The 20,241-nt window shown below is 56.1% G+C and carries 20 protein-coding genes and 2 pseudogenes; 11 read left to right on the forward strand and 11 right to left on the reverse strand.

The genetic code is table 11. The features are described 5' to 3' along the window. The first annotated feature begins 43 nt into the window (after nt 1-43). Nucleotides 44-601, forward strand: a complete 558-nt coding sequence (locus FHC51_RS04190; protein WP_103824753.1) for a DcrB family lipoprotein — start codon at nt 44-46, stop codon at nt 599-601. Nucleotides 602-604: 3 nt separating this feature from the next. On the opposite strand, the pseudogene FHC51_RS04195 reads toward FHC51_RS04190, so the two are convergent. Then, nucleotides 605-1,844 (reverse strand): annotated as a pseudogene (locus FHC51_RS04195) (MFS transporter). A gap of 108 nt (nt 1,845-1,952) precedes the next feature. Between FHC51_RS04195 and FHC51_RS04200 the strand changes: the two are divergent. The 3 genes and pseudogenes from FHC51_RS04200 to acpT all read left to right on the forward strand — a co-directional run bounded on the left by FHC51_RS04200 (nt 1,953) and on the right by acpT (nt 3,800). Further along, entirely contained in the window at nt 1,953-3,026 is a 1,074-nt protein-coding gene (locus FHC51_RS04200) for an AI-2E family transporter (protein ID WP_114316479.1), read from the forward strand. Nucleotides 3,027-3,045: 19 nt separating this feature from the next. Next, a pseudogene (locus FHC51_RS04205) lies at nt 3,046-3,216 on the forward strand (beta-ketoacyl-ACP synthase); the annotation flags it as partial. 2 nt (nt 3,217-3,218) lie between these two features. Next, a complete protein-coding gene (acpT, locus tag FHC51_RS04210) occupies nt 3,219-3,800 on the forward strand; it encodes a 4'-phosphopantetheinyl transferase AcpT (protein WP_220434952.1) in 582 nt (193 codons plus the stop codon). Nucleotides 3,801-3,805: 5 nt separating this feature from the next. Here the strand turns inward: acpT and FHC51_RS04215 are convergent, their stop codons facing one another. After that, a complete protein-coding gene (locus tag FHC51_RS04215; RefSeq protein WP_103177379.1) occupies nt 3,806-4,312 on the reverse strand; it encodes a phenolic acid decarboxylase in 507 nt (168 codons plus the stop codon). A 99-nt stretch (nt 4,313-4,411) separates the two neighbouring features. Between FHC51_RS04215 and FHC51_RS04220 the strand changes: the two genes are divergently transcribed. The 3 genes from FHC51_RS04220 to FHC51_RS04230 all read left to right on the forward strand — a co-directional run bounded on the left by FHC51_RS04220 (nt 4,412) and on the right by FHC51_RS04230 (nt 6,878). Further along, the gene (locus FHC51_RS04220) at nt 4,412-5,278 is read left to right on the forward strand and encodes a LysR family transcriptional regulator (RefSeq protein WP_220434953.1); all 867 of its coding nucleotides are present in this window, start codon (nt 4,412-4,414) and stop codon (nt 5,276-5,278) included. A 48-nt stretch (nt 5,279-5,326) separates the two neighbouring features. Further along, nucleotides 5,327-6,121, forward strand: coding sequence for an SDR family NAD(P)-dependent oxidoreductase (locus FHC51_RS04225; RefSeq protein ID WP_114385581.1), 795 nt, complete (start codon nt 5,327-5,329; stop codon nt 6,119-6,121). Between the two features lie 94 nt (nt 6,122-6,215). Next, nucleotides 6,216-6,878, forward strand: a complete 663-nt coding sequence (locus FHC51_RS04230; RefSeq protein WP_103824746.1) for an HAD family hydrolase — start codon at nt 6,216-6,218, stop codon at nt 6,876-6,878. Between the two features lie 82 nt (nt 6,879-6,960). On the opposite strand, the gene FHC51_RS04235 is transcribed toward FHC51_RS04230, so the two are convergent. From FHC51_RS04235 to FHC51_RS04245, 3 genes are all read right to left on the reverse strand, one after another. After that, on the reverse strand, nt 6,961-7,986 hold the full coding sequence (locus FHC51_RS04235; protein ID WP_103177383.1) for a TerC/Alx family metal homeostasis membrane protein: 1,026 nt from the start codon (nt 7,984-7,986) through the stop codon (nt 6,961-6,963). A gap of 156 nt (nt 7,987-8,142) precedes the next feature. Then, nucleotides 8,143-8,541 (reverse strand): ion channel, encoded by a 399-nt coding sequence (locus FHC51_RS04240; protein ID WP_220434954.1) that lies wholly within the window; start codon nt 8,539-8,541, stop codon nt 8,143-8,145. A gap of 126 nt (nt 8,542-8,667) precedes the next feature. Beyond that, nucleotides 8,668-9,861, reverse strand: a complete 1,194-nt coding sequence (locus tag FHC51_RS04245; RefSeq protein WP_220434955.1) for an NAD(P)/FAD-dependent oxidoreductase — start codon at nt 9,859-9,861, stop codon at nt 8,668-8,670. A 230-nt stretch (nt 9,862-10,091) separates the two neighbouring features. Between FHC51_RS04245 and pitA the strand changes: the two genes are divergently transcribed. Continuing rightward, entirely contained in the window at nt 10,092-11,588 is a 1,497-nt protein-coding gene (gene pitA / locus FHC51_RS04250; RefSeq protein ID WP_220434956.1) for an inorganic phosphate transporter PitA, read from the forward strand. A 56-nt stretch (nt 11,589-11,644) separates the two neighbouring features. Here the strand turns inward: pitA and uspB are convergent, their stop codons facing one another. Further along, a complete protein-coding gene (gene uspB, locus FHC51_RS04255; RefSeq protein WP_032615027.1) occupies nt 11,645-11,980 on the reverse strand; it encodes a universal stress protein UspB in 336 nt (111 codons plus the stop codon). A 285-nt stretch (nt 11,981-12,265) separates the two neighbouring features. Between uspB and uspA the strand changes: the two genes are divergently transcribed. Then, complete coding sequence (gene uspA, locus FHC51_RS04260; protein ID WP_103177386.1) at nt 12,266-12,703, forward strand: universal stress protein UspA; 438 nt, start codon at nt 12,266-12,268, stop codon at nt 12,701-12,703. A 54-nt stretch (nt 12,704-12,757) separates the two neighbouring features. Here the strand turns inward: uspA and rsmJ are convergent, their stop codons facing one another. Together rsmJ and prlC are read right to left on the reverse strand one after the other, a co-directional pair. Then, a complete protein-coding gene (gene rsmJ, locus FHC51_RS04265; RefSeq protein WP_220434957.1) occupies nt 12,758-13,510 on the reverse strand; it encodes a 16S rRNA (guanine(1516)-N(2))-methyltransferase RsmJ in 753 nt (250 codons plus the stop codon). A 7-nt stretch (nt 13,511-13,517) separates the two neighbouring features. After that, a complete protein-coding gene (prlC, locus tag FHC51_RS04270; protein WP_220434958.1) occupies nt 13,518-15,560 on the reverse strand; it encodes an oligopeptidase A in 2,043 nt (680 codons plus the stop codon). A 205-nt stretch (nt 15,561-15,765) separates the two neighbouring features. On the opposite strand from prlC, the gene FHC51_RS04275 reads away from it, so the two are divergent. Together FHC51_RS04275 and gorA are read left to right on the forward strand one after the other, a co-directional pair. Next, a complete protein-coding gene (locus FHC51_RS04275) occupies nt 15,766-16,608 on the forward strand; it encodes a 23S rRNA (adenine(2030)-N(6))-methyltransferase RlmJ (RefSeq protein ID WP_103824741.1) in 843 nt (280 codons plus the stop codon). A gap of 70 nt (nt 16,609-16,678) precedes the next feature. Further along, entirely contained in the window at nt 16,679-18,031 is a 1,353-nt protein-coding gene (gorA, locus tag FHC51_RS04280; RefSeq protein WP_220434959.1) for a glutathione-disulfide reductase, read from the forward strand. 99 nt (nt 18,032-18,130) lie between these two features. Here gorA and FHC51_RS04285 read toward each other — a convergent pair whose 3' ends face one another. The 3 genes from FHC51_RS04285 to FHC51_RS04295 all read right to left on the reverse strand — a co-directional run bounded on the left by FHC51_RS04285 (nt 18,131) and on the right by FHC51_RS04295 (nt 20,219). Then, on the reverse strand, nt 18,131-18,790 hold the full coding sequence (locus FHC51_RS04285) for a LuxR C-terminal-related transcriptional regulator (protein ID WP_220434960.1): 660 nt from the start codon (nt 18,788-18,790) through the stop codon (nt 18,131-18,133). Between the two features lie 72 nt (nt 18,791-18,862). Next, the gene (locus FHC51_RS04290; RefSeq protein ID WP_255584744.1) at nt 18,863-19,570 is read right to left on the reverse strand and encodes a response regulator transcription factor; all 708 of its coding nucleotides are present in this window, start codon (nt 19,568-19,570) and stop codon (nt 18,863-18,865) included. A gap of 103 nt (nt 19,571-19,673) precedes the next feature. Then, a complete protein-coding gene (locus FHC51_RS04295; protein WP_114316470.1) occupies nt 19,674-20,219 on the reverse strand; it encodes a fimbrial protein in 546 nt (181 codons plus the stop codon). Between the last annotated feature and the right edge of the window lie 22 nt (nt 20,220-20,241).

A 20,241-nucleotide genomic window follows, 5' to 3' on the forward strand; every position in this document is an offset into this window, starting at 1 on the left:
GATTGATGCGCCGTTATGGCCGTTTATCGAAAGGAAGAATGTAATGCGCAATCTGGTTAAATATGTCGGGATTGGCCTGCTGGTGATGGGGCTGGCCGCTTGTGATAACAGCGACACGAAAACGCCAGCTCAGGCTGCGTCTGCGGAAAGCAACGCCACGGGTCAGCCGGTCAGCCTGATGGATGGCAAACTCAGTTTCTCACTGCCAGCGGATATGACCGATCAGAGCGGCAAGCTGGGCACGCAGGCGAACAATATGCACGTCTATTCCGATGCAACCGGGCAGAAAGCGGTGATTGTGATCGTCGGCGACGACACCAATGAAGACCTGGGCGTGCTGGCGAAACGTCTGGAAGATCAGCAGCGCAGCCGCGACCCGCAGCTGCAGGTGGTCACCAACAAAGCCATCGATCTGAAAGGCCACAACCTGCAACAGCTGGACAGCATTATCTCTGCCAAAGGCCAGACCGCTTACTCCTCCGTGGTGCTGGGCAAAGTGGACAACAAGCTGCTGACCCTGCAGATCACGCTGCCTGCTGACGATCAGCAGAAAGCGCAAACTGCCGCAGAGAACATCATCAATACCCTCGTGATTCAGTAAGCGTCACGATGAGATGGCCTCCTCCGGAGGCCATTTTTTTAGCCGCCACGTCAGCAGTAACGCTATCGCCACCAGCCCCGCCGCCGCCAGATAGATAACCGGCACCCCGGCCCAGGCCATCACCAGCCCGGCCAGCGGCCCGGTCACCCCCAGCGACATATCCATAAACACCGTGTAGGTTGCCAGCGCCGCCCCCTGATTCTGCTGCGGTACCGCTTTGACCGCCACCACCCCCAGCGCCGGGAAGACCAGCGAGAAGCCCGCTCCCGCGAGGAACACCCCGATCCGCGCCATCCACGGCGCCTCAGCGATGCCGGTCAGCAGCAGGCCGAGGATCTCAACGCTAAAGCAGATCATCGCCACGTTCAGTCCACCCAGTCGGTTAATGCCGTTCGGGAACAGCAGGCGGGTGCCGACGAAGGCGCAGCTAAAGAGCGTCAGCGCGAAGGCCGCGCCGTCCCAGCCTTTATCGGCGTAAAAGAGGGTAATAAAGGTGGCGATAACCCCAAAACCCGCCGAACCGAGCGCCAGCGCCATGCCGTAGGGCCAGACGCGCCCCAGCACCGTGCGAAACGGCATCGGCTTGCCTTTGCTGGCCTTCACTTTCGGACGTGGCAGGGCGAAGAGGATCGCCAGCAGCGCCACCCCCATAATGGTCAACGCCAGCCCGCTCAGGCCAGTGTAGCGATAGCAGAGCACGCCAAGCGGCGCGCCCATCGCCATTGCGCCATAGGTGACGATGCCGTTCCAGGAGATCACCCGCCCGATGTGCGATGCCCCTACCACCCCCACGCCCCACAACGTTGAGCCCGTTCCGGCGAGACTTTGTCCGATGCCTAAGATCACCCGGCCAAAACAGAGCAGCGCCAGGCTGACCACCGGCCAGGCGCTGGTCAGCCCGGCCAGGAAATAGCTGACCCCGCTCAGGAAGCAGCCGCACAGCCCCAGCACCACGATGCTCTTTGGCCCGAACAGATCGGCATAGCGTCCGGCATAGGGGCGGCTTAACAGGGTGGCGAAGTATTGCAGGCTGATGACCAGGCCCGCCCAGAAGGCGCTAAAGCCCATGATGTCATGGACATAGCCCGGCAGGACGGCTAGCGGCAGACCGATGGTCAGATAGCTGGCAAAGTTGAAAATCACGACGGAAACAATACGCAGGTTGAGGCGCAATCCACTCAGTGCCGGTTCGGCGGCAGGTTCGGGCATCAGGTTCACCAGAATTTTTACAACAGTGTTTCACTATTACCACGCCAGGGAGAGAAATGCAGCAGCGACTTTAAGATTAACGGCGTCAGCCGAAGCGCTGCGGGCGCACTACACTTAGGAGCATCTTATAAGAGGAATAATCATGATAATCACGCCGCCCGATAAAACGGGTCTTCCACCCGCTGATAAAGCGGGTCTCCATATTTTAATGAAGCTGGCCTGTCTGGTGGTGATCCTGGCTGGTATTCATGCCGCAGCAGATATTCTCGTTCAGCTATTGCTGGCGCTCTTTTTCGCCATCGTCCTTAACCCCCTCGTCACCTGGTTTTTGCGCCGGGGTGTGAGCCGCCCTGTTGCCATCACCATTGTGGTGGTGGTGATGCTGATTGGGCTGACGGCGCTGTTTGGGGTGCTGGCGGCCTCGCTCAATGAATTTGCCGCTATGCTGCCGAAATACAACAAAGAGCTGACGCGCAAAATTGTCGGTCTGCAGCAGATGTTCCCGTTCCTCAACCTGCACTTCTCCCCGGAGCGCATGCTGAGACGGATGGATTCAGAGAAGGTGATGACCTTTGCCACCGCGCTGATGACCCAGCTTTCCGGGGCGATGGCCAGCGTCCTGCTGCTGGTGATGACCGTGGTCTTTATGCTGTTTGAAGTGCGCCACGTGCCGTACAAGATGCGTTTTGCCCTCAATAATCCGCAGATCCACATCGCCGGTTTACACCGCGCGCTAAAAGGTGTGTCGCACTATCTGGCGCTGAAAACGCTGCTGAGTTTGTGGACCGGAGCCATCGTCTGGCTGGGGCTGACGCTGCTGGGCGTGCAGTTTGCCCTGATGTGGGGCGTGCTGGCCTTCCTGCTGAACTATGTGCCTAATATCGGCGCGGTGATCTCCGCCGTACCGCCGATGATCCAGGCCTTCCTGTTCAACGGTTTTTACGAATGCATGATGGTGGGGGCGCTGTTCCTTATCGTCCACATGGTGCTGGGCAATATCGTAGAGCCGCGAATGATGGGCCACCGGCTGGGGATGTCCACCCTGGTGGTATTCCTGTCGTTATTGATCTGGGGCTGGTTGCTCGGCCCGGTGGGGATGTTACTTTCCGTGCCGCTCACCAGCGTCTGTAAGATCTGGATGGAGACCACCCGGGGAGGCAGCAAACTGGCGATCCTGCTTGGCCCAGGCAGACCAAAAAGCAGGCTGCCGGGATAAGAGATGTATGTGCTGGCGGCGTGAGGGCGGGTTCGCGCCGACTACCAATTTAAGACAACCGGATGAGCAATGCGGCGCGTTAGATTATATTATGGGTGAGGCCCGTCACATTGACTGCGAATATCTTCAAAGCAACACCTTCGCGTTCGGCGGCATTAATACTTCCATAATCATTAAACGCTGGGCGTGACTATGTACCAGTTCTTACTGGGAAAAATTTCTACCCTCAGCGCTGACCCTCTGGCGTCAGCGCTTTCTAAGCAGGCGCCGCAGGGCGCGCGCCGACTTCCCTGGCTGGCTGGCCGGGCGCTGCTCGCCCGGGCGTTATCGCCCACCCCGGTACCGGAAATTATCTTCGGTGAACAGGGTAAACCGGCGTTCGTCGATGCCAGACCCTACTGGTTTAACCTGAGCCACAGCGGAGATGATATCGCCCTGCTGTTAAGCGACGAAGGCGAAGTGGGCTGCGACATCGAAGTGATCCGCCCGCGGGATAACTGGCAGGCGCTGGCTAACGCCGTCTTTAGCCTCGCCGAACATGACGAGCTGGAGCGGGAGGCGCCGGAGGCAAAACTGTCGGCCTTCTGGCGCATCTGGACGCGTAAAGAGGCGATCGTCAAACAGCGCGGCGGCAGCGCCTGGCAGATTGTCAGTATCGACAGCACCTTAAGGTCGGCGCTCTGCGTCAGCCACTTTCAGCGCGGCGAACTCAGCCTCGCGGTCTGTACGCCTACGCCCTTCCCCCTCCATAACGGTGCACTTCAGGTTCTGTAACCTGCTTATTTCAAATTATTCGGAAAGTCTGCCGGCAACTCGCTGGCAGCACAGTCAATGACAGCATCGTTATTGGCACCACAGTCGCGCACAAAGGTAATGGTGGCGAACTCATCAATGACCTCGGTTGGGTAGGCCGGGCCCGCCTCGCGATAAGAGACCATCAGCGGAATATGATCGTTCTGGAAGCAGACGGTTTTTTCCGGGTTATTCATCACCCAACGCGGGAAGAAGATGGTGCCGTGGAACAGCTTGTCGCCGAGATTCACAATCAGGCTCACATCGGTACCGGTCGGTTCAGTCCACGAGATTTTATAAATACTTTCGCCCACGCGAACGATATAAGCCTGCTGATCTTTCACCCAACGGTTTGCCACGATCCCGCTATGAATACGGTAGTCGAGCGTCTGCTCGTTTTTGACATAAATCTCGTAGTTCCAGCCGTTATCGTAGGTGTAGACCAAATGTTTGCCGACGAAACCGCTCAAATCATGTTTATCAAACTGGCTCATATACTGTCTCCTCTGTTTCAATGAGCTCATCTTACGCCTGCAAAAATTGGATGAATAACGCTATGATTTAATCAAATTCATTCAAAAATTAGATGAGTTATGCACAAAACTACCCTTGAGCAATGGTCGCTGCTGGAACGCGTCGTCGAGTTGGGCAGCTTTGCCCGCGCCGCAGAGGAGACGCATCGCAGCCAATCTTCCGTCAGTTATAACCTGGCGTTGTTGCAGGAGCGGCTGGGCGTGGCGCTGCTGGTTCAGGCGGGACGTAAGGCGGTGCTGACCCCGGAAGGGGAGCTGCTGTTAAATCAGGTCAAACCGCTGCTAAACGCCTTTACCCTGCTGGAGACGCGCGCCACGACGCTACGCAACGGGATGCGTACCCGACTGGATGTGGTAGTGGACAGCATTTTCCCTCGCCGTCATCTGTTTGCCATTCTGCGCCAGTTTCAACAGCGCTATCCGCAAACCGAGGTGCATCTGACCGAAATACTTGAGAACGCCGGCGAGGCGCTGACCCAGAGCGAAGCCGACGTGATGGTGCTAACCCGCCGCCATGATGTGACCGGGCGCGGCGAGTGGCTGATGAATATCGATTTTGTCGCCGTGGCGCATCGGGAACATCCGCTGTTTGAACTCGATACGCCGCTCACTGATGAAATGCTACGCCCCTGGCCACTCATCCAGATCGCCGGGCAGAACTACGCCGCGCCTCCTGGCGGCGAAGCCTGGACCTTCTCCACCATCGATGCCGCTATCGATGCGGTGATGTATCAGGTGGGGTATGGCTGGCTGCCGGAAGAGCGAATTCAGCAGCAGCTGGAAACCGGTGTGCTGAAAACGGTGCCCCTGAACCACGGTACGCGCCGTGCTACACCGCTGCATCTGATTGTAAAACGCACGCTCGCCCCGCTCGATGAACAGGTGGAAACCTTACTGCACCTCTTCAGCCAACCGTCGCAAAGGTGAACTGCTACGCTTAATGGTCTGAACTTCAAATATGACAAGGAGCATGCCGTGAAAATCGATCTTACGGGAAAAGTGGCGTTAGTGACCGCCTCCACAGGCGGCATTGGTTTCGCCATTGCCAGAGGGCTGGCGGAGAGCGGCGCAGAGGTGATTGTTAACGGACGCAGCGTCGACTCGGTTAACCGGGGCATCCAGCAGTTGCAGCAGCAGATACCGGGCGTTCAGGTGCGGGCCGCCATTGCCGACCTCAGTACGCAGGAAGGGGTGGATGCTCTGCTCCGGGTCGCTTCGGGTGTCGATATCCTCGTCAACAACGCCGGGATCTACGGCCCCCAGGATTTTTACGCCACCGACGACGAGACCTGGAATCACTACTGGCAAACCAACGTGATGTCCGGTGTGCGACTGTCACGTGCCCTGCTGCCCGGCATGGTGCAAAAAGGCTGGGGCCGGGTGGTGTTTATCTCCTCGGAGTCGGCCTGCAATATTCCGGCGGACATGATCCACTATGGAGTCACCAAAACCGCCCAGCTCTCTCTGGCGCGCGGTCTGGCAAAGTTTGTTGCCGGGAGCGGCGTCACCGTGAACAGCGTCCTGCCTGGCCCGACGATGTCAGACGGCTTTGCTGAAATGATGAAAGACGAAATAGAGAAAACCGGCAAATCCCTGGAGACGCTGGCAAAAGAGTTCGTGATGGCAAACCGCCCAAGCTCGGTGATCCAGCGGGCCGCCACGGTAGACGAGGTGGCGAACATGGTGGTTTACGTCTGTTCCCAGCAGGCATCCGCCACCTCCGGCGCGGCGCTGCGCGTGGATGGCGGCGTGGTGGACGATATTATCTAGCGCTGCCGATGGCCGCCTGTCCGCTGGCGGGTGGCATCTGACGCTAAAGCAGGTAAACTGAGGACAGAATGTGAATTTACGCTAAGACACTGTTATGACCAATATGATTGCCGATGAGGCGATGGCAAAATCCAGCGTCCTCTCCGTGTTCGACTTTGATGGCACGCTGACCCATCACGACAGCTTTATCCCCTTCTTACGCTTTGCGTTCGGTAAGCGCTACTTTGCTGGTCGCCTGGTGCGGATGGCCTTGCCCACCCTTCACTGCGTACGCCGCAAGCTGACCCGTGATGAACTGAAAGAGGTGCTGATCAAAACCTTCCTGACCGGCGTGGATGAGCACTGGCTGCGTGAGCAGGCAGAGCGGTTCTGCGAAAAGTACTGGGACAAACTGATGCGCCCGCAGGGGGTGCTGGCGGTGGCGGCGGAAGTCAACTCCGGCGCGGAAGTGACCATCTGCTCTGCCTCCCCGGCGCTGGTGTTGCAGCCGTGGGCGGACAAGCTCGGCATTAAGCTTATCGGCACCCAGCTGGAGGTAAAAGAGGGCAAGCTGACCGGGCGGATCACCGGCCATAACTGCCGCTGTGCGCAGAAGGTGGCCCGGCTGGAGAGCGTGTACGGCAGCCTGACCAACTACCACGTGCGCGCTTGGGGCGATACCCGTGGCGATCATGAGCTGCTGGCGGCGGCGCAGGATCCGCACTGGCGCCATTTCCATCCGCCGCGCGCGCGCCGCAATTCACCGATCAAGCTGTAAACCCTGCCGGGTGGCGGCTTCGCCTTACCCGGCCTACAGGGCTTGTAGGCCCGGCAAGCACAGCGCCGCCGGGCAAAATCCGTCAGGCTTCCCGTTTCCCCGGGAACAGCAGGCTCGCCAGAATCCCCGCCGCCAGCACGCCCAACACCACTAACAGACTCGCCGTGGCGCCGATACCGTAGCCGTGGTGCCAGAAGTGATCCGTGGCGTTCAGACCAAGCTTAAAGGCGACGAAGAAGAGCAGCGCGATCACCGCTTTCTCCAGATGCACCAGATACTGCTTCAGCGCCTCCAGCACGAAGTAGAGGGTACGCAGGCCGAGGATGGCGAACATCATGGCGCTGTAGATAATCAGCGGCTCGCGGCTGACCGCAATGATCGCGGGCACCGAGTCAAAGGCGAACATCACGTCTGACAGCTCCACCACCGCCACACAGAGCAGCAGCGGCGTGGCATAACGCTTCGCCTTCTTCACCCGCCCGACCATCACATCCTGGTTTTCAGGCTTAGCCAGCTCGGCATCCACCTCTTTCTGGCTGAGAAGAAACGCGTTACCAGTAATTTTTGGCCAGATCGGATAGAAGCGTTTTACCGCGCGGTAAGCCAGATGCTGGGAGTAATCCTCAATCTCGTCCTGCTCTTCGCCGCGTTTAAGCATCATTACCGCCGTCCAGGCCACAATCAGGGCGAAGACCACTTCAACGTATGGCCCCAGGCTCAGCAGGCTGGTGCCAATAGCGACGAAGATCCCGCGGAAGACAATCGCGCCAATCACCCCCCAGTAGAGCACCCGGTGACGATACTGATCCGGCACGCCAAACCAGGCGAAGATCGCCATCATCACGAAGAGGTTATCAACGGAGAGCACCTCTTCCAGGGCGTAACCGGTGAGGAACAGGCTCGCCACTTCGGCACCGTGATGCACGTAGAGGAACCCGGCGAACGCCATCGCCATCATCACCCAGAAGAGGGACCAGAGTGAGGCGCTTTTCAGTGAAATTGGTTTGTCATGGCGATGCATGAAGAGGTCGATAAACATCGCCCCGACAGCCATAACCACAAAAACAACAACGGTTTCCGTCGGGAAACCGAGATGAGCAGAGGACATAGACAACCCTTTTTGAAGACAAAATACACACCATGCAGACTGGCGAAGCCAGTAAAGAAAAAGAGGGACCGTTTACCGGCTCTCCTCTTAAAACGCATAACCCTGCGTGAGGGAGTGTACTTTACCTCACAATGCGGAGGTTCTGCCATCGGCGCTTTACTGGCTCATGCCGCGCAGTCGCTGCAGGACGGCCACCAGCACCGCCACTGACCAGCCAACCATCAGCGCGCCAACCAGCCCTTCGACCCCGCCAATCAGTCGCCAGTGCTCCGGCAACGTGACATCGCCGTACCCCACTGTAGCGTAGCTGACCAGCGAGAAATAGAAGCTGGTGTTCCAGTCAGTAAATGCGCCGACGAAGCGATAGAAAACGGCAAACAGGCTGGCTTCAAGCAGATGGGCAAACAGGGCAGTCATGATGATAACGATATTGCGGAACACAACGCGCATCACCGATTCCACATTCAGGTTGATGAATTTCAGGATAATAAACATCCATGTGGAATGAATGATCACCGTCAGGTTGATCAAAATAATAATGCTCACAAGCTGCATATCACACTCTCTGAAAGGTGACGCAATACGCCCTGCTCAACAGAGCAGGACGTAAAATAGCGGAACGTTTGAGATGCAGTGTAGCGGATGGGGGCGAGACCAGGGCGCTATCGTTGCGCCGGAGCACTACCTTCCTGCCAGTGCCTCTGCGCAGGCCCAGGCGCTGGCCCACGCCCACTGGAAGTTATAGCCACCCAGCCAGCCGGTGACGTCCATGACCTCGCCGATAAAATAGAGTCCCGGCACGTTGCGGGCCTCCATGGTGCGTGAAGAGAGTTCGTTGGTGTCCACGCCCCCCAGCGTCACTTCCGCGGTGCGATACCCTTCGGTGCCGTTGGGCTGGACGCGCCAGGCGCTTAAGGTCTCCACCAGCGTCTGCTGGTCACGGCTGTTGAGCTGCTTCAGCGACACATCAGGAATTTGCCCCAGCAGCTGCAGGCACTCCACCAGCCGCTTCGGCAGCTGCATTGCCAGGGTGTTTTTCAGGCTCTGGTTAGGGTGCACCGCCCGCTGCTCATTGAGGAAGCTCTCCAGATCGCAATCCGGCACTAAATTGATGGTGACGAACTCGCCCGGCTGCCAGTAGCTGGAGATTTGCAGTACCGCCGGACCGGAGAGGCCGCGATGGGTGAACAGCAGATTCTCACGAAACACCGTACCGTCTTCGGCGGTAATCACCGACGGCACCGAGACGCCGGAGAGCGTTTGCAGCTGCTCCAGCAACGGCTTATGCAGGGTAAATGGCACCAGGCCGGCACGGGTCGGGAGCACCTTCAGGCCAAACTGCTCGGCAATTTTATAGCCAAACGGTGTGGCACCCAGCCCCGGCATTGAGAGCCCGCCGCTGGCGATCACCAGTTTTTCTGCGCTCACGGTTTCGCCATTAAGCTGCAGCGTGTACCCCGCGTCGTCACGCGCTACATCCAGCACTTCGCTGCGAAGTCGCAGGGTAACCTGGCCTTTTTCACACTCCGCCACCAGCATATCGACGATTTGTTGCGCGGAATCGTCGCAAAATAATTGCCCCAGCGTTTTCTCATGCCAGGCGATCCCATGTTTACCCACGAGGTCGATGAAGTCCCACTGGGTGTAGCGCGCTAACGCAGATTTGCAAAAATGACGGTTCTGGCTCAGATAGGCCGCAGGTTCGATATAAAGATTAGTAAAGTTACAGCGGCCCCCACCAGACATCAGGATTTTACGACCTGGTTTTTTGCCGTTATCGAGCAGCAGAACCCGGCGTCCTGCCTGTCCGGCCATCGCCGCACAGAATAAACCCGCCGCACCTGCGCCAATAATGATGGCATCGTACTTTTCCACGTCTCGATCCTCCTGGTTTTCAGGGCGCGAATTGTAAAGTTTCCTCAAGAAACGCACCAGCGTAAAAATCTGTAATTTCATGCATTTCGTTGAAATTTAAAAAGTAATTCTTTTGCTGCTACGCTTATGTCAGTAAGCAAATCAAAAAAAGGCTATATTTCACTTTGCCCGTTGCGCATTTGTCCTGGATAATGCGCCGCGTTCATGTCCTCAAAATGGCGTAACGTCCTATGTTACATTTGTTTGCTGGCCTGGATTTCCATACCGGGCTTTTACTTTTGCTTGCTCTGGCCTTTGTGTTGTTCTACGAAGCGATTAACGGCTTCCACGATACTGCAAACGCAGTGGCAACGGTTATCTACACCCGGGCATTACGATCGCAAGTTGCGGTGGTGATGGCTGCAGTGTTTAACTTCTTTGGCGTTCTTCTTGGAGGTCTGAGCGTAGCCTACGCCATTGTGCATATGCTGCCAACGGATCTGCTGTTGAACGTCAGCTCTGGTCATGGCCTCGCTATGGTCTTCTCCCTGCTGTTTGCTGCAATTATCTGGAACCTCGGTACCTGGTATTTCGGCCTGCCAGCATCCAGTTCCCACACGCTGATCGGCGCTATCATCGGTATTGGTTTAACCAATGCGCTGATGACCGGTACGTCTGTGGTGGACGCACTGAACATCCCTAAAGTTCTGGGTATTTTCGGTTCACTGATTATCTCCCCGATTGTCGGTCTGGTTGTGGCGGGTGGCTTGATCTTCCTGCTGCGTCGTTACTGGAGCGGTACGAAAAAACGTGCCCGTATCCACCTGACGCCAGCCGAGCGTGAAAAGAAAGACGGCAAGAAGAAGCCGCCGTTCTGGACGCGTATCGCTCTGATCATCTCTGCTATCGGCGTGGCTTTCTCGCACGGCGCTAACGACGGTCAGAAAGGCATTGGTCTGGTGATGCTGGTGCTGATCGGCGTGGCCCCGGCGGGCTTCGTGGTGAATATGAATGCTTCCGGTTACGAAATTACCCGTACCCGTGATGCCATCAACAACGTTGAAACCTATTTCCAGCAGCATCCTGACCTGCTGAAAAAAGCGACCGGCGTTGACCAGCTGATCCCTTCTCCGGAAGCGGGCGCGACCCAACCGGCGGAGTTCCATTGCCACCCGGCTAATGCGATCAGCGCCCTAGAGCGCGCAAAAGGCATGCTGACGGACGTTGAAAGCTACGACAAGCTCTCCGTAGAGCAGCGTGGCCAGATGCGCCGCATCATGCTGTGCATCTCCGACGTCACCGATAAAGTGGCTAAGCTGCCTGAAGTCTCTGCCGACGACAAACGTCTGCTGAAGAAGCTGAAAGTCGACATGCTGAACACCATTGAGTACGCGCCGATCTGGATCATCATGGCGGTCGCGCTGGCTCTGGGTCTCGGTACGATGATTGGCTGGCGTCGCGTAGCAACAACCATCGGCGAGAAGATTGGTAAGAAAGGCATGACCTATGCCCAGGGGATGTCCGCTCAGATGACGGCGGCAGTCTCTATCGGTCTGGCCAGCTACACCGGTATGCCGGTATCCACTACCCACGTTCTCTCTTCGTCCGTGGCGGGTACCATGCTGGTTGATGGCGGTGGTCTGCAACGCAAAACCGTGACCAGCATTCTGATGGCCTGGGTATTTACCCTGCCGGCATCGATTCTGCTGTCTGGCGGTCTGTACTGGATCTCCCTGCAATTCCTGTAATCGCAGGCAGGTTACGCGAAGAGCGGGTCAGGTAACTGGCCCGCTTTTTTTTGCGCTCAATGCCAGATGAGGAGAGCTATCATGCTCACCACCACCAGGCCGCACAGTGCGCTGGTCAGGATGAACTGACGACGCAGGCGCTCACAGCGACGGATAAACTCATCATCATGATGATCGCGATAACGCTGGGCGTAGATATACCACACCAGGCGCATCTGTTTGCTGGGCTGCCCGTGCGAGGTAAAGAATCCCCCGCCGTCCACATATTGATAAAGCAACGGATCGCAGCCACGCAGTACCACTAATAGCGCGCGCAAGGATGAGAAATAACGCGCCATATTCACAATGCAAACCACACATAACGCCCAAAACAATGCGACGGTGCTAATCATACTTCCTCCCCGGCGTCCGCCCTCGAAGCAACGCTTCGGGACTACCGCACCCCAATGCCCTGACAGACGGTTCAGTGATAGAGAGACTCAAAAGCCGATCGGCTTCACATTTTATTATCCGAACGGCTTATTCAATAGTGTAGGAGATCCGTTAATTTTTTTGCCACAAGGTTAATCGTTATCAACACCAATGCTTGAAAATTTTGTTTAACTGGGCCGTAATGAAAGCAGGTAGACGACTGCTACACGCATTGGTCATCGATAACTTAAGGAAGGAGTAACACTATGGCTTATAAACATATTCTGATCGCTGTTGACCTCTCCCCGGAGAGCAAAGTGCTGGTTGATAAAGCGGTATCCATGGCGCGTCCGTACAATGCGAAAGTTTCCTTAATTCATGTGGACGTTAACTACTCCGATCTCTATACCGGCCTGATCGATGTGAATCTGGGGGACATGCAGAAGCGTATCTCTGAAGAGACCCACCATGCGCTGACCGAACTTTCCACCAACGCGGGCTATCCGATCACCGAAACCCTGAGCGGCAGCGGCGACCTGGGCCAGGTTCTGGTCGATGCGATTAAGAAATACGATATGGATCTGGTGGTCTGCGGCCATCACCAGGATTTCTGGAGCAAGCTGATGTCGTCAGCCCGTCAGCTGATTAACACTGTACACGTTGATATGTTAATTGTGCCGCTGCGCGACGAAGACGACGAGTAAAGCGGGACTGCCTGAATGTAGGCCGGGTAAGGCGAAGCCGCCACCCGGCTTTTTTTATTCCGGGGTGCCGGAATAGATATCAAACCGATGCCCTTTGGTGGTCACCGCATTGGTCGTCGCAACGTCCGCCAGCGGCGGCGCATAGTCAGGACGTTTCACCACCACCCGCTTCGTGGCCAGCAGACGCGCAGGCGCCAGCAGGCCATCCGCATCCAGATCCGGCCCCACCAACGACTGAAACACCCGCATCTCTTTCTTCACCAGCGCGCTTTTCTGCTTATGCGGGAACATCGGGTCGAGATAAACCACCTGCGGGCGTGGGGTGATATCGGTCAGCGCCGTCAGGCTTGAGGCGTGGATTAGCTGTAACCGCTCCTGCAACCAGCCGCCGATTTCCGGATCGGCATAGCCGCGGGCCAGGCCGTCATCCAGCAGCGCGGCCACCACCGGATTGCGCTCCAGCATCCGCACCCGACAGCCCACCGAGGCCAGCACAAAAGCGTCGCGCCCGAGTCCCGCCGTGGCATCCACCACGTCCGGCAGGTAGCTGCCCTTAATCCCGACCGCTTTGGCCACCGCTTCGCCGCGTCCGCCGCCGAACTTGCGCCGGTGCGCCATCGCCCCACCGACAAAATCGACGAAAATGCCACCGAGTTTGGGCTCGTCGCGCTTGCGCAGCTCCAGATGGTCCGGGGTCATCACCAGCGCCATCAGGTTTTCTTCATCGTGTTCCAGCCCCCAGCGGGCGGCAAGAACAGATAAGGCGCCGTCTCCGGCGCCTGTTTCATCAACTAAGTGAATCTTCACGAATCAACTAACCCTTGATGCCGTAATGCTCAAGCATCGCGTCCAGCTGAGGCTCGCGGCCACGGAAGCGTTTGAACAGCTCCATTGGTTCTTCAGAGCCGCCACGGGTCAGGATGTTATCCAGGAACGACTGGCCGGTTTCGCGGTTGAAAATTCCCTCTTCCTCGAAGCGGGAGTAAGCGTCTGCCGCCAGCACGTCTGCCCACAGGTAGCTGTAGTAACCCGCCGCATAACCGCCCGCAAAGATATGGCTGAACGCGTGCGGGAAGCGACCCCAGGCCGGACCTGGAATAAGGGCAACCTGCTTCTTGATCTCCGCCAGGGTTTCGAGGACTTTCGCCCCCTGCTCCGGGCTGAACTCCGCATGCAGACGGAAATCGAACAGGCCGAACTCCAGCTGACGCAGGATAAACATCGCCGCCTGGTAGTTTTTCGCTTCCAGCATCTTATCCAGCAGCGCTTTTGGCAGCGGCTCGCCGGTCTCGTAGTGGCCGGAGATAAACGCCAGCGCGTCCGGCTCCCAGCACCAGTTTTCCATAAACTGGCTCGGCAGCTCCACTGCATCCCACGGTACACCGCTGATACCGGCAACGCCTGCCGCTTCAATGCGGGTCAGCATGTGGTGCAGACCATGGCCGAACTCGTGGAACAGAGTGATCACTTCGTCATGGGTGAACAGCGCAGGTTTGCCGTTAACCGGACGGTTGAAGTTACAGGTCAGATAAGCAACCGGCTTTTGCAGCGAGCCGTCGGCTTTACGCATCTGCCCTACGCAGTCATCCATCCAGGCGCCGCCGCGTTTATTTTCGCGGGCGTAGAGGTCAAGATAGAAGCTGCCGCGCAGTTCGTTCTGGTCGTCATACAGCTCGAAGAAACGCACGTCTTCGTGCCACACTTCCACATCGTTGCGCTCTTTAGCAGTGATGCCGTAAATGCGTTTCACCACTTCGAACAGGCCGTTAACGGCTTTGTTTTCCGGGAAATACGGACGCAGCTGCTCATCGCTGATGCTGTAAAGATGCTGCTTCTGTTTTTCGCTGTAATAGGCGATATCCCACGGCTGCAACTCATCGACGCCGAACTCCGCTTTCGCAAAGGCGCGCAGCTGGGCCAGCTCTTTCTCGCCCTGAGGACGGGCGCGTTTGGCCAGATCGGTTAAGAAATCGAGTACCTGCTGCGGGTTCTCAGCCATTTTGGTAGCAAGAGATTTATCCGCGTAGCTGTCAAAGCCCAACAGCTGCGCCAGCTCGTGACGCAGGGCAAGAATTTCCGCCATCACCGGAGTGTTATCCCACTTACCGGCGTTCGGGCCCTGATCGGATGCGCGGGTGCTGTAGGCGCGATACATCTCTTCACGCAGGGCCTGGTTGTCGCAGTAGGTCATGACCGGCAGATAGCTCGGGATATCCAGCGTCAACAGATAACCTTTCTGCTCTTTCGCTTCGGCTTGCGCTTTTGCCGCCGCCAGCGCGCTTTCCGGCATACCAGCCAGCTCCGCTTCGTCGGTAATCAGCTTCGTCCAGCCCATGGTGGCATCCAGCACGTTGTTGCTGTACTGGTTGCCCAGCTCAGACAGGCGCGTCGCGATTTCGCCGTAGCGCTGCTGCTTCTCTTTTGCCAGACCGATGCCCGACAGTTCAAAATCGCGCAGCGCGTTATCAACAGCCTTTTTCTGCGCGATATTCAGCGTCGCATAGTGATCGCCATCGCGCAGGTCGCGGTACGCTTTGTAGAGTCCTTCGTGTTGCCCGACCCAGGTGCTGTATTCCGACAGCAGCGGCAGAGTTTGTTCGTAGGCTTCACGCAGTTCCGGACTGTTTTTCACCGAGTTGAGGTGGCTGACCGGGGAGAAGATGCGGCCAAGCACATCATCCACTTCCGCCAGCGGCTGACACAGGTTTTCCCAGGTGTAGGGAGCGCCGTTCGCCACCACGCTCTCCACTGCACTACGGCAATCGTCCAGCGCTTTAGTGACCGCAGGGACAACATGTTCAGGCCGAATGGAGGAGAACGGTGGCAACGAAAAAGGCGTCAGTAATGGGTTGGTCATAAGCACTGTCCTGTTAAATGAGTGAATGAAGCGCACATCCTGCGCGAGCATAATGTTTCCAGGATGGGGTTAAGTGTAGTGAATTTCAATGGCTGCGGTGACAGAAAAAGCGTGGACCCGACGGCGCTTTCCGGGCCTGCGAGTATTCTGTGTCGTTCTGCGGTAAACTGTGGAAAATCGTTTACTCAGTGGAATTCATCTACCCATGCTCAGTTATCGCCACAGCTTTCACGCGGGCAACCACGCCGACGTCCTTAAACACACCGTTCAGAGCCTGATTATCGAAGCGCTAAAAGAGAAAGATAAGCCTTTTCTCTATCTGGACACCCATGCTGGCGCGGGCCGCTATCAGCTGAGCGGCGAGCATGCCGAGCGCACCGGGGAGTACCTCGAAGGCATCGCCCGCATCTGGCAGCAGGATGACCTGCCGGCGGAGCTTGAGCCGTATATCGGCGTGATCAACCATTTTAACCGCAGCGGCCAGTTACGTTATTACCCGGGCTCGCCGCTGATCGCCCGCCAGCTGCTGCGCGAGCAGGACAGCATTCAGCTGACCGAACTGCACCCGAGCGATTACCCGCTGCTGCGCTCTGAATTCCAGAAAGACAGCCGCGCGCGTGTGGAAAAGTCGGACGGCTACCAGCAGCTGAAAGCGAAGTTACCGCCGGTGTCCCGTCGTGGTCTGGTGCTGATCGACCCGCCATACGAAATCAAAAGCGACTACCAGGCGGTGGTTACCGGCATCAACGAGGGCTACAAACGCTTTGCCACTGGCACCTATGCGCTGTGGTATCCGGTGGTGCTGCGTTCGCAGATCAAGCGCATGATCAAGGATCTGGAGGCAACCGGCATCCGTAAGATCCTGCAAATTGAGCTGGCGGTTCTCCCGGACAGCGATCGACGCGGTATGACTGCCTCCGGCATGATTGTGATTAACCCGCCCTGGAAGCTTGAAGCGCAGATGAATAACGTCCTGCCGTGGCTGCACAAAAAGCTGGTCCCGGCCGGTACTGGCCATACTACCGTTAGCTGGATCGTGCCAGAGTAATTGCAGTCATCGATGGAAACTATTGATTTCAGGTATACAATCGCGGCAATTAACGATTAAGGATAAGACCATGACTAAGCATTATGACTACATCGCTATCGGCGGCGGCAGCGGCGGTATCGCCTCGATTAACCGTGCGGCCATGTATGGCCAGAAGTGCGCGCTGATTGAAGCAAAAGATCTCGGCGGCACCTGCGTTAACGTTGGTTGTGTACCGAAAAAAGTGATGTGGCATGCAGCGCAGATCCGCGAGGCCATCCACCTGTATGGCCCGGATTACGGTTTTGATACCACCATTAACAACTTCGACTGGGATCGCCTGATCGCCAGCCGTACCGCCTACATCGACCGTATTCACACCTCCTACGATAACGTACTGGGTAAGAACAACGTCGATGTGATCCGCGGTTTTGCCCGCTTTGTCGATGCGAAGACGATCGAAGTCAACGGTGAAACGATCACTGCCGATCATATCCTGATCGCCACCGGTGGCCGCCCGAGCCATCCGGCTATTCCGGGTGCGGAATATGGTATCGACTCCGACGGTTTCTTTGAGCTGCCTGCTCTGCCGAAACGCGTTGCCATCGTTGGCGCGGGTTACATCGCCGTGGAGCTGGCGGGCGTGATTAACGGCCTCGGTGCCGAAGCGCACCTGTTTGTGCGTAAACACGCCCCGCTGCGCAACTTCGACCCGCTGATCGTCGATACGCTGGTGGAAGTGATGAATGCCGAAGGCCCGCATCTGCATACGGAAGCCATTCCGAAAGCGGTTGTGAAAAACGCTGACGGTAGCCTGACCCTTGAGCTGGAAGATGACCGCAGCCAGACCGTGGATTGCCTGATCTGGGCCATTGGCCGTGAACCCGCAAACGACAGCTTCAACCTGGCCGTCACGGGTGTCAAAACCAATGAGAAAGGCTATATCGTTGTCGATAAGTTCCAGAACACCAGCGTACCGGGCATCTATGCCGTGGGCGATAATACCGGCGCCGTTGAACTGACCCCGGTGGCTGTCGCCGCGGGTCGTCGTCTTTCCGAGCGTCTGTTTAACAACAAACCGGACGAGCACCTGGACTACAACAACATCCCGACCGTGGTCTTCAGCCACCCACCAATCGGTACTGTTGGTTTAACCGAACCTCAGGCGCGCGCGCACTATGGCGACGACCAGGTGAAAGTGTATAAATCCGCCTTCACCGCCATGTATACCGCGGTAACGTCTCACCGTCAGCCGTGCCGCATGAAGTTAGTCTGCGTCGGCCCGGATGAGAAGATTGTCGGCATTCACGGTATCGGCTTTGGTATGGATGAGATCCTGCAGGGCTTTGCGGTCGCGCTGAAAATGGGTGCGACCAAGAAAGACTTCGATAATACCGTGGCTATTCACCCAACGGCGGCAGAAGAGTTCGTGACCATGCGTTAATGCATGTAAATACTCGCTTTAAACCCCTCTGAAAAACTGGCAATACAGCGCCAGTTTTTCAGCTTTTATATGACATCAGAAAGATGAATCATATGCGTTCTATTTTTGATGGAAAACATCATTTAGCAGTACAAATAATTCTGCGTCAGTTTCTACGCCGAGTTTTCGCATCGCATTACATTTATGCGCGCTAACGGTTTTAATACTTAGCGCCTTCATTTTCGCAATGTGTTGTAAATCCATACCATTGAGTAAATGCTTTAATACATCCATTTCACTTCGCGTCAGACTGGATATCATTCTGTCATTTTTATCATTGATATGAGAGAGAGCAGTGTAGATTTTTGGACTTAACACCCGCCTCTGAGCAAACGCTTTTTTGAAGTAATTCTCAGTGTCTGCCATCGACTCTCCACGTGCGATCAAGCTGATATTTTGCTGATTAAATAATTTCCATAATTCTTTACTGTCATGACAAAAGGTATACACAACCATATTCAGGTTGGGAAATTGCGAACCCAGGTGTAACAAAGTATCCACCCCTTCCTGCAGACTTTCCTCTACGCTTTGCAGGTCGGTAATGAGAATATCGACCGACTGATACATCAATGCTTCTGAAATTTTACTCAGACTCGTCTCTTTAATCAGAATATTACATGTTGGCGCAATGGATTGAATGAGTGTCGACAGACCAAAAAGTGCCAGAGGGTGGCTGTCCATCAATGCGGCTGTTTGAGGCCAGAGGGAGATTAAGTTCATAGCGCTGCTGTTCCATGCTGTTTGGGAATTGCGCCCCGATACTTATCTTTATGCAATCCCATCCTTGGTATCTTACAAACGGGCGGCAGGGCCTGTTTTTGCCATCCACGTACATTGAGCATAAAGTTCACTGTCATTGTGATAGCCCAGTTTTATCATCGCATTACGCTTATGCGTACTCACGGTACGGACATTGCGATAGAGAGTCTTCGCTATACGGGAAACACTCAAGCCTGAAAACAGATATGCAAGCACATCCAGCTCGCGGGCGGTCAGCGGAGTGCTTGACGGGCCACTCTTAGAGAGCAACCGTTTCGCTTTAGGACTTACCCACTGCCGCTCCCCTGACATGACGGCGGAAACACACTGTGTTAATGCCAGCACTGGCTCGTGTTTGAGTAAGATGCCGTTGGCATGCGATGACACTAGCAGCTCAAGAATACGATGATCGCTAAAATCAGTGCATATTATAACCTTCATCGACGGATGAGATTCGTGCAGATGTGCCAACAACCGCAGCCCATCAAGCATCAATTCATTTTCACCGCAAATGTCCATGATAAGTAGCGCTGGCAATGTACTGGCAATAGCAGAGGGAATAGAGGCAAGGTTTTGTACGGCACCGATGGGTTCGACGATCCCGCACGACTCCGTTAATACGCGCTTAATGCCCAGAGCAGTAACCGGGCTGGCGTCCATAATCAACACGCCCTCGCCCACGGAGACGGCGGGAGAAGGGCTTAATGGGACATGAGGTACAGGATTATTGATTTTATTCATCTACCTTCCTTGTATTCTCAGTAACGCCCCCTGCCGGGAACGTTACTGAGTCAGACGTATTTATTTACTCGCAGATTCTTCCTGAAGCCACGGTTATTGCTGGTTACTGATAAGTAAAGGTAAGCTGCACTACGCCAAGGATCGACCCCGGTGTTGCGTTACCCTTAGAGCTGTACGCCCGCGCCTGCATATTGAAGGTCGTGCCTTTGCTGGTAGATTCTACGTCCTGAACCAGAGTTGAGGCATTACCCAGCGCCTGACCTGACGCTGTATTTTGCAGTTGGATTTGCACTTGTTCTGCTGTTCCGTTGTTCTTGTACATATCAGGCTCGTCCGTATCCGCCGTGCCGCTCAGCGCCATGGTAACTTTAGACGTGGTGGAAGGGCATTCGCTCACCGCAATGGCAATAGGTTTCCATTCAGTTGCCGATTTAGCCTCAGACAGGTCCCCCGCCATGATATTCTGCCCCAAATCCACGTTCACCCCGCCTGCAGGCACGTCGATTTTGCACGGCGAGGCCTTGATGGTACCGGTGATATTCAGTACCGTATCAGCATTTGCAGAATAGGACAGCATGCCCGCAGCCAGACACAGCAGCAACGCAGGGGCTTTTCTCTTTTGATGTATTGAAAAAATTGAATCCTTCATTATTTTCCCTTACCGGTAGCGT

It is taken from the genome of Leclercia sp. EC_58, from assembly GCF_019584355.1.
GTDB lineage: Bacteria > Pseudomonadota > Gammaproteobacteria > Enterobacterales > Enterobacteriaceae > Enterobacter.

Bases quoted from the DNA above. Each gene is read 5' to 3' on its own strand.
- FHC51_RS04190 (WP_103824753.1), top strand. From the start codon at position 44: ATGCGCAATCTGGTTAAATATGTCGGGATTGGCCTGCTGGTGATGGGG.
- FHC51_RS04200 (WP_114316479.1), top strand. From the start codon at position 1,953: ATGATAATCACGCCGCCCGATAAAACGGGTCTTCCACCCGCTGATAAA.
- acpT (WP_220434952.1), top strand. From the start codon at position 3,219: ATGTACCAGTTCTTACTGGGAAAAATTTCTACCCTCAGCGCTGACCCT.
- FHC51_RS04215 (WP_103177379.1), bottom strand. From the start codon at position 4,312: ATGAGCCAGTTTGATAAACATGATTTGAGCGGTTTCGTCGGCAAACAT.
- FHC51_RS04220 (WP_220434953.1), top strand. From the start codon at position 4,412: ATGCACAAAACTACCCTTGAGCAATGGTCGCTGCTGGAACGCGTCGTC.
- FHC51_RS04230 (WP_103824746.1), top strand. From the start codon at position 6,216: ATGACCAATATGATTGCCGATGAGGCGATGGCAAAATCCAGCGTCCTC.
- FHC51_RS04235 (WP_103177383.1), bottom strand. From the start codon at position 7,986: ATGTCCTCTGCTCATCTCGGTTTCCCGACGGAAACCGTTGTTGTTTTT.
- FHC51_RS04240 (WP_220434954.1), bottom strand. From the start codon at position 8,541: ATGCAGCTTGTGAGCATTATTATTTTGATCAACCTGACGGTGATCATT.
- pitA (WP_220434956.1), top strand. From the start codon at position 10,092: ATGTTACATTTGTTTGCTGGCCTGGATTTCCATACCGGGCTTTTACTT.
- uspB (WP_032615027.1), bottom strand. From the start codon at position 11,980: ATGATTAGCACCGTCGCATTGTTTTGGGCGTTATGTGTGGTTTGCATT.
- uspA (WP_103177386.1), top strand. From the start codon at position 12,266: ATGGCTTATAAACATATTCTGATCGCTGTTGACCTCTCCCCGGAGAGC.
- prlC (WP_220434958.1), bottom strand. From the start codon at position 15,560: ATGACCAACCCATTACTGACGCCTTTTTCGTTGCCACCGTTCTCCTCC.
- FHC51_RS04275 (WP_103824741.1), top strand. From the start codon at position 15,766: ATGCTCAGTTATCGCCACAGCTTTCACGCGGGCAACCACGCCGACGTC.
- gorA (WP_220434959.1), top strand. From the start codon at position 16,679: ATGACTAAGCATTATGACTACATCGCTATCGGCGGCGGCAGCGGCGGT.
- FHC51_RS04285 (WP_220434960.1), bottom strand. From the start codon at position 18,790: ATGAACTTAATCTCCCTCTGGCCTCAAACAGCCGCATTGATGGACAGC.
- FHC51_RS04290 (WP_255584744.1), bottom strand. From the start codon at position 19,570: ATGAATAAAATCAATAATCCTGTACCTCATGTCCCATTAAGCCCTTCT.
- FHC51_RS04295 (WP_114316470.1), bottom strand. From the start codon at position 20,219: ATGAAGGATTCAATTTTTTCAATACATCAAAAGAGAAAAGCCCCTGCG.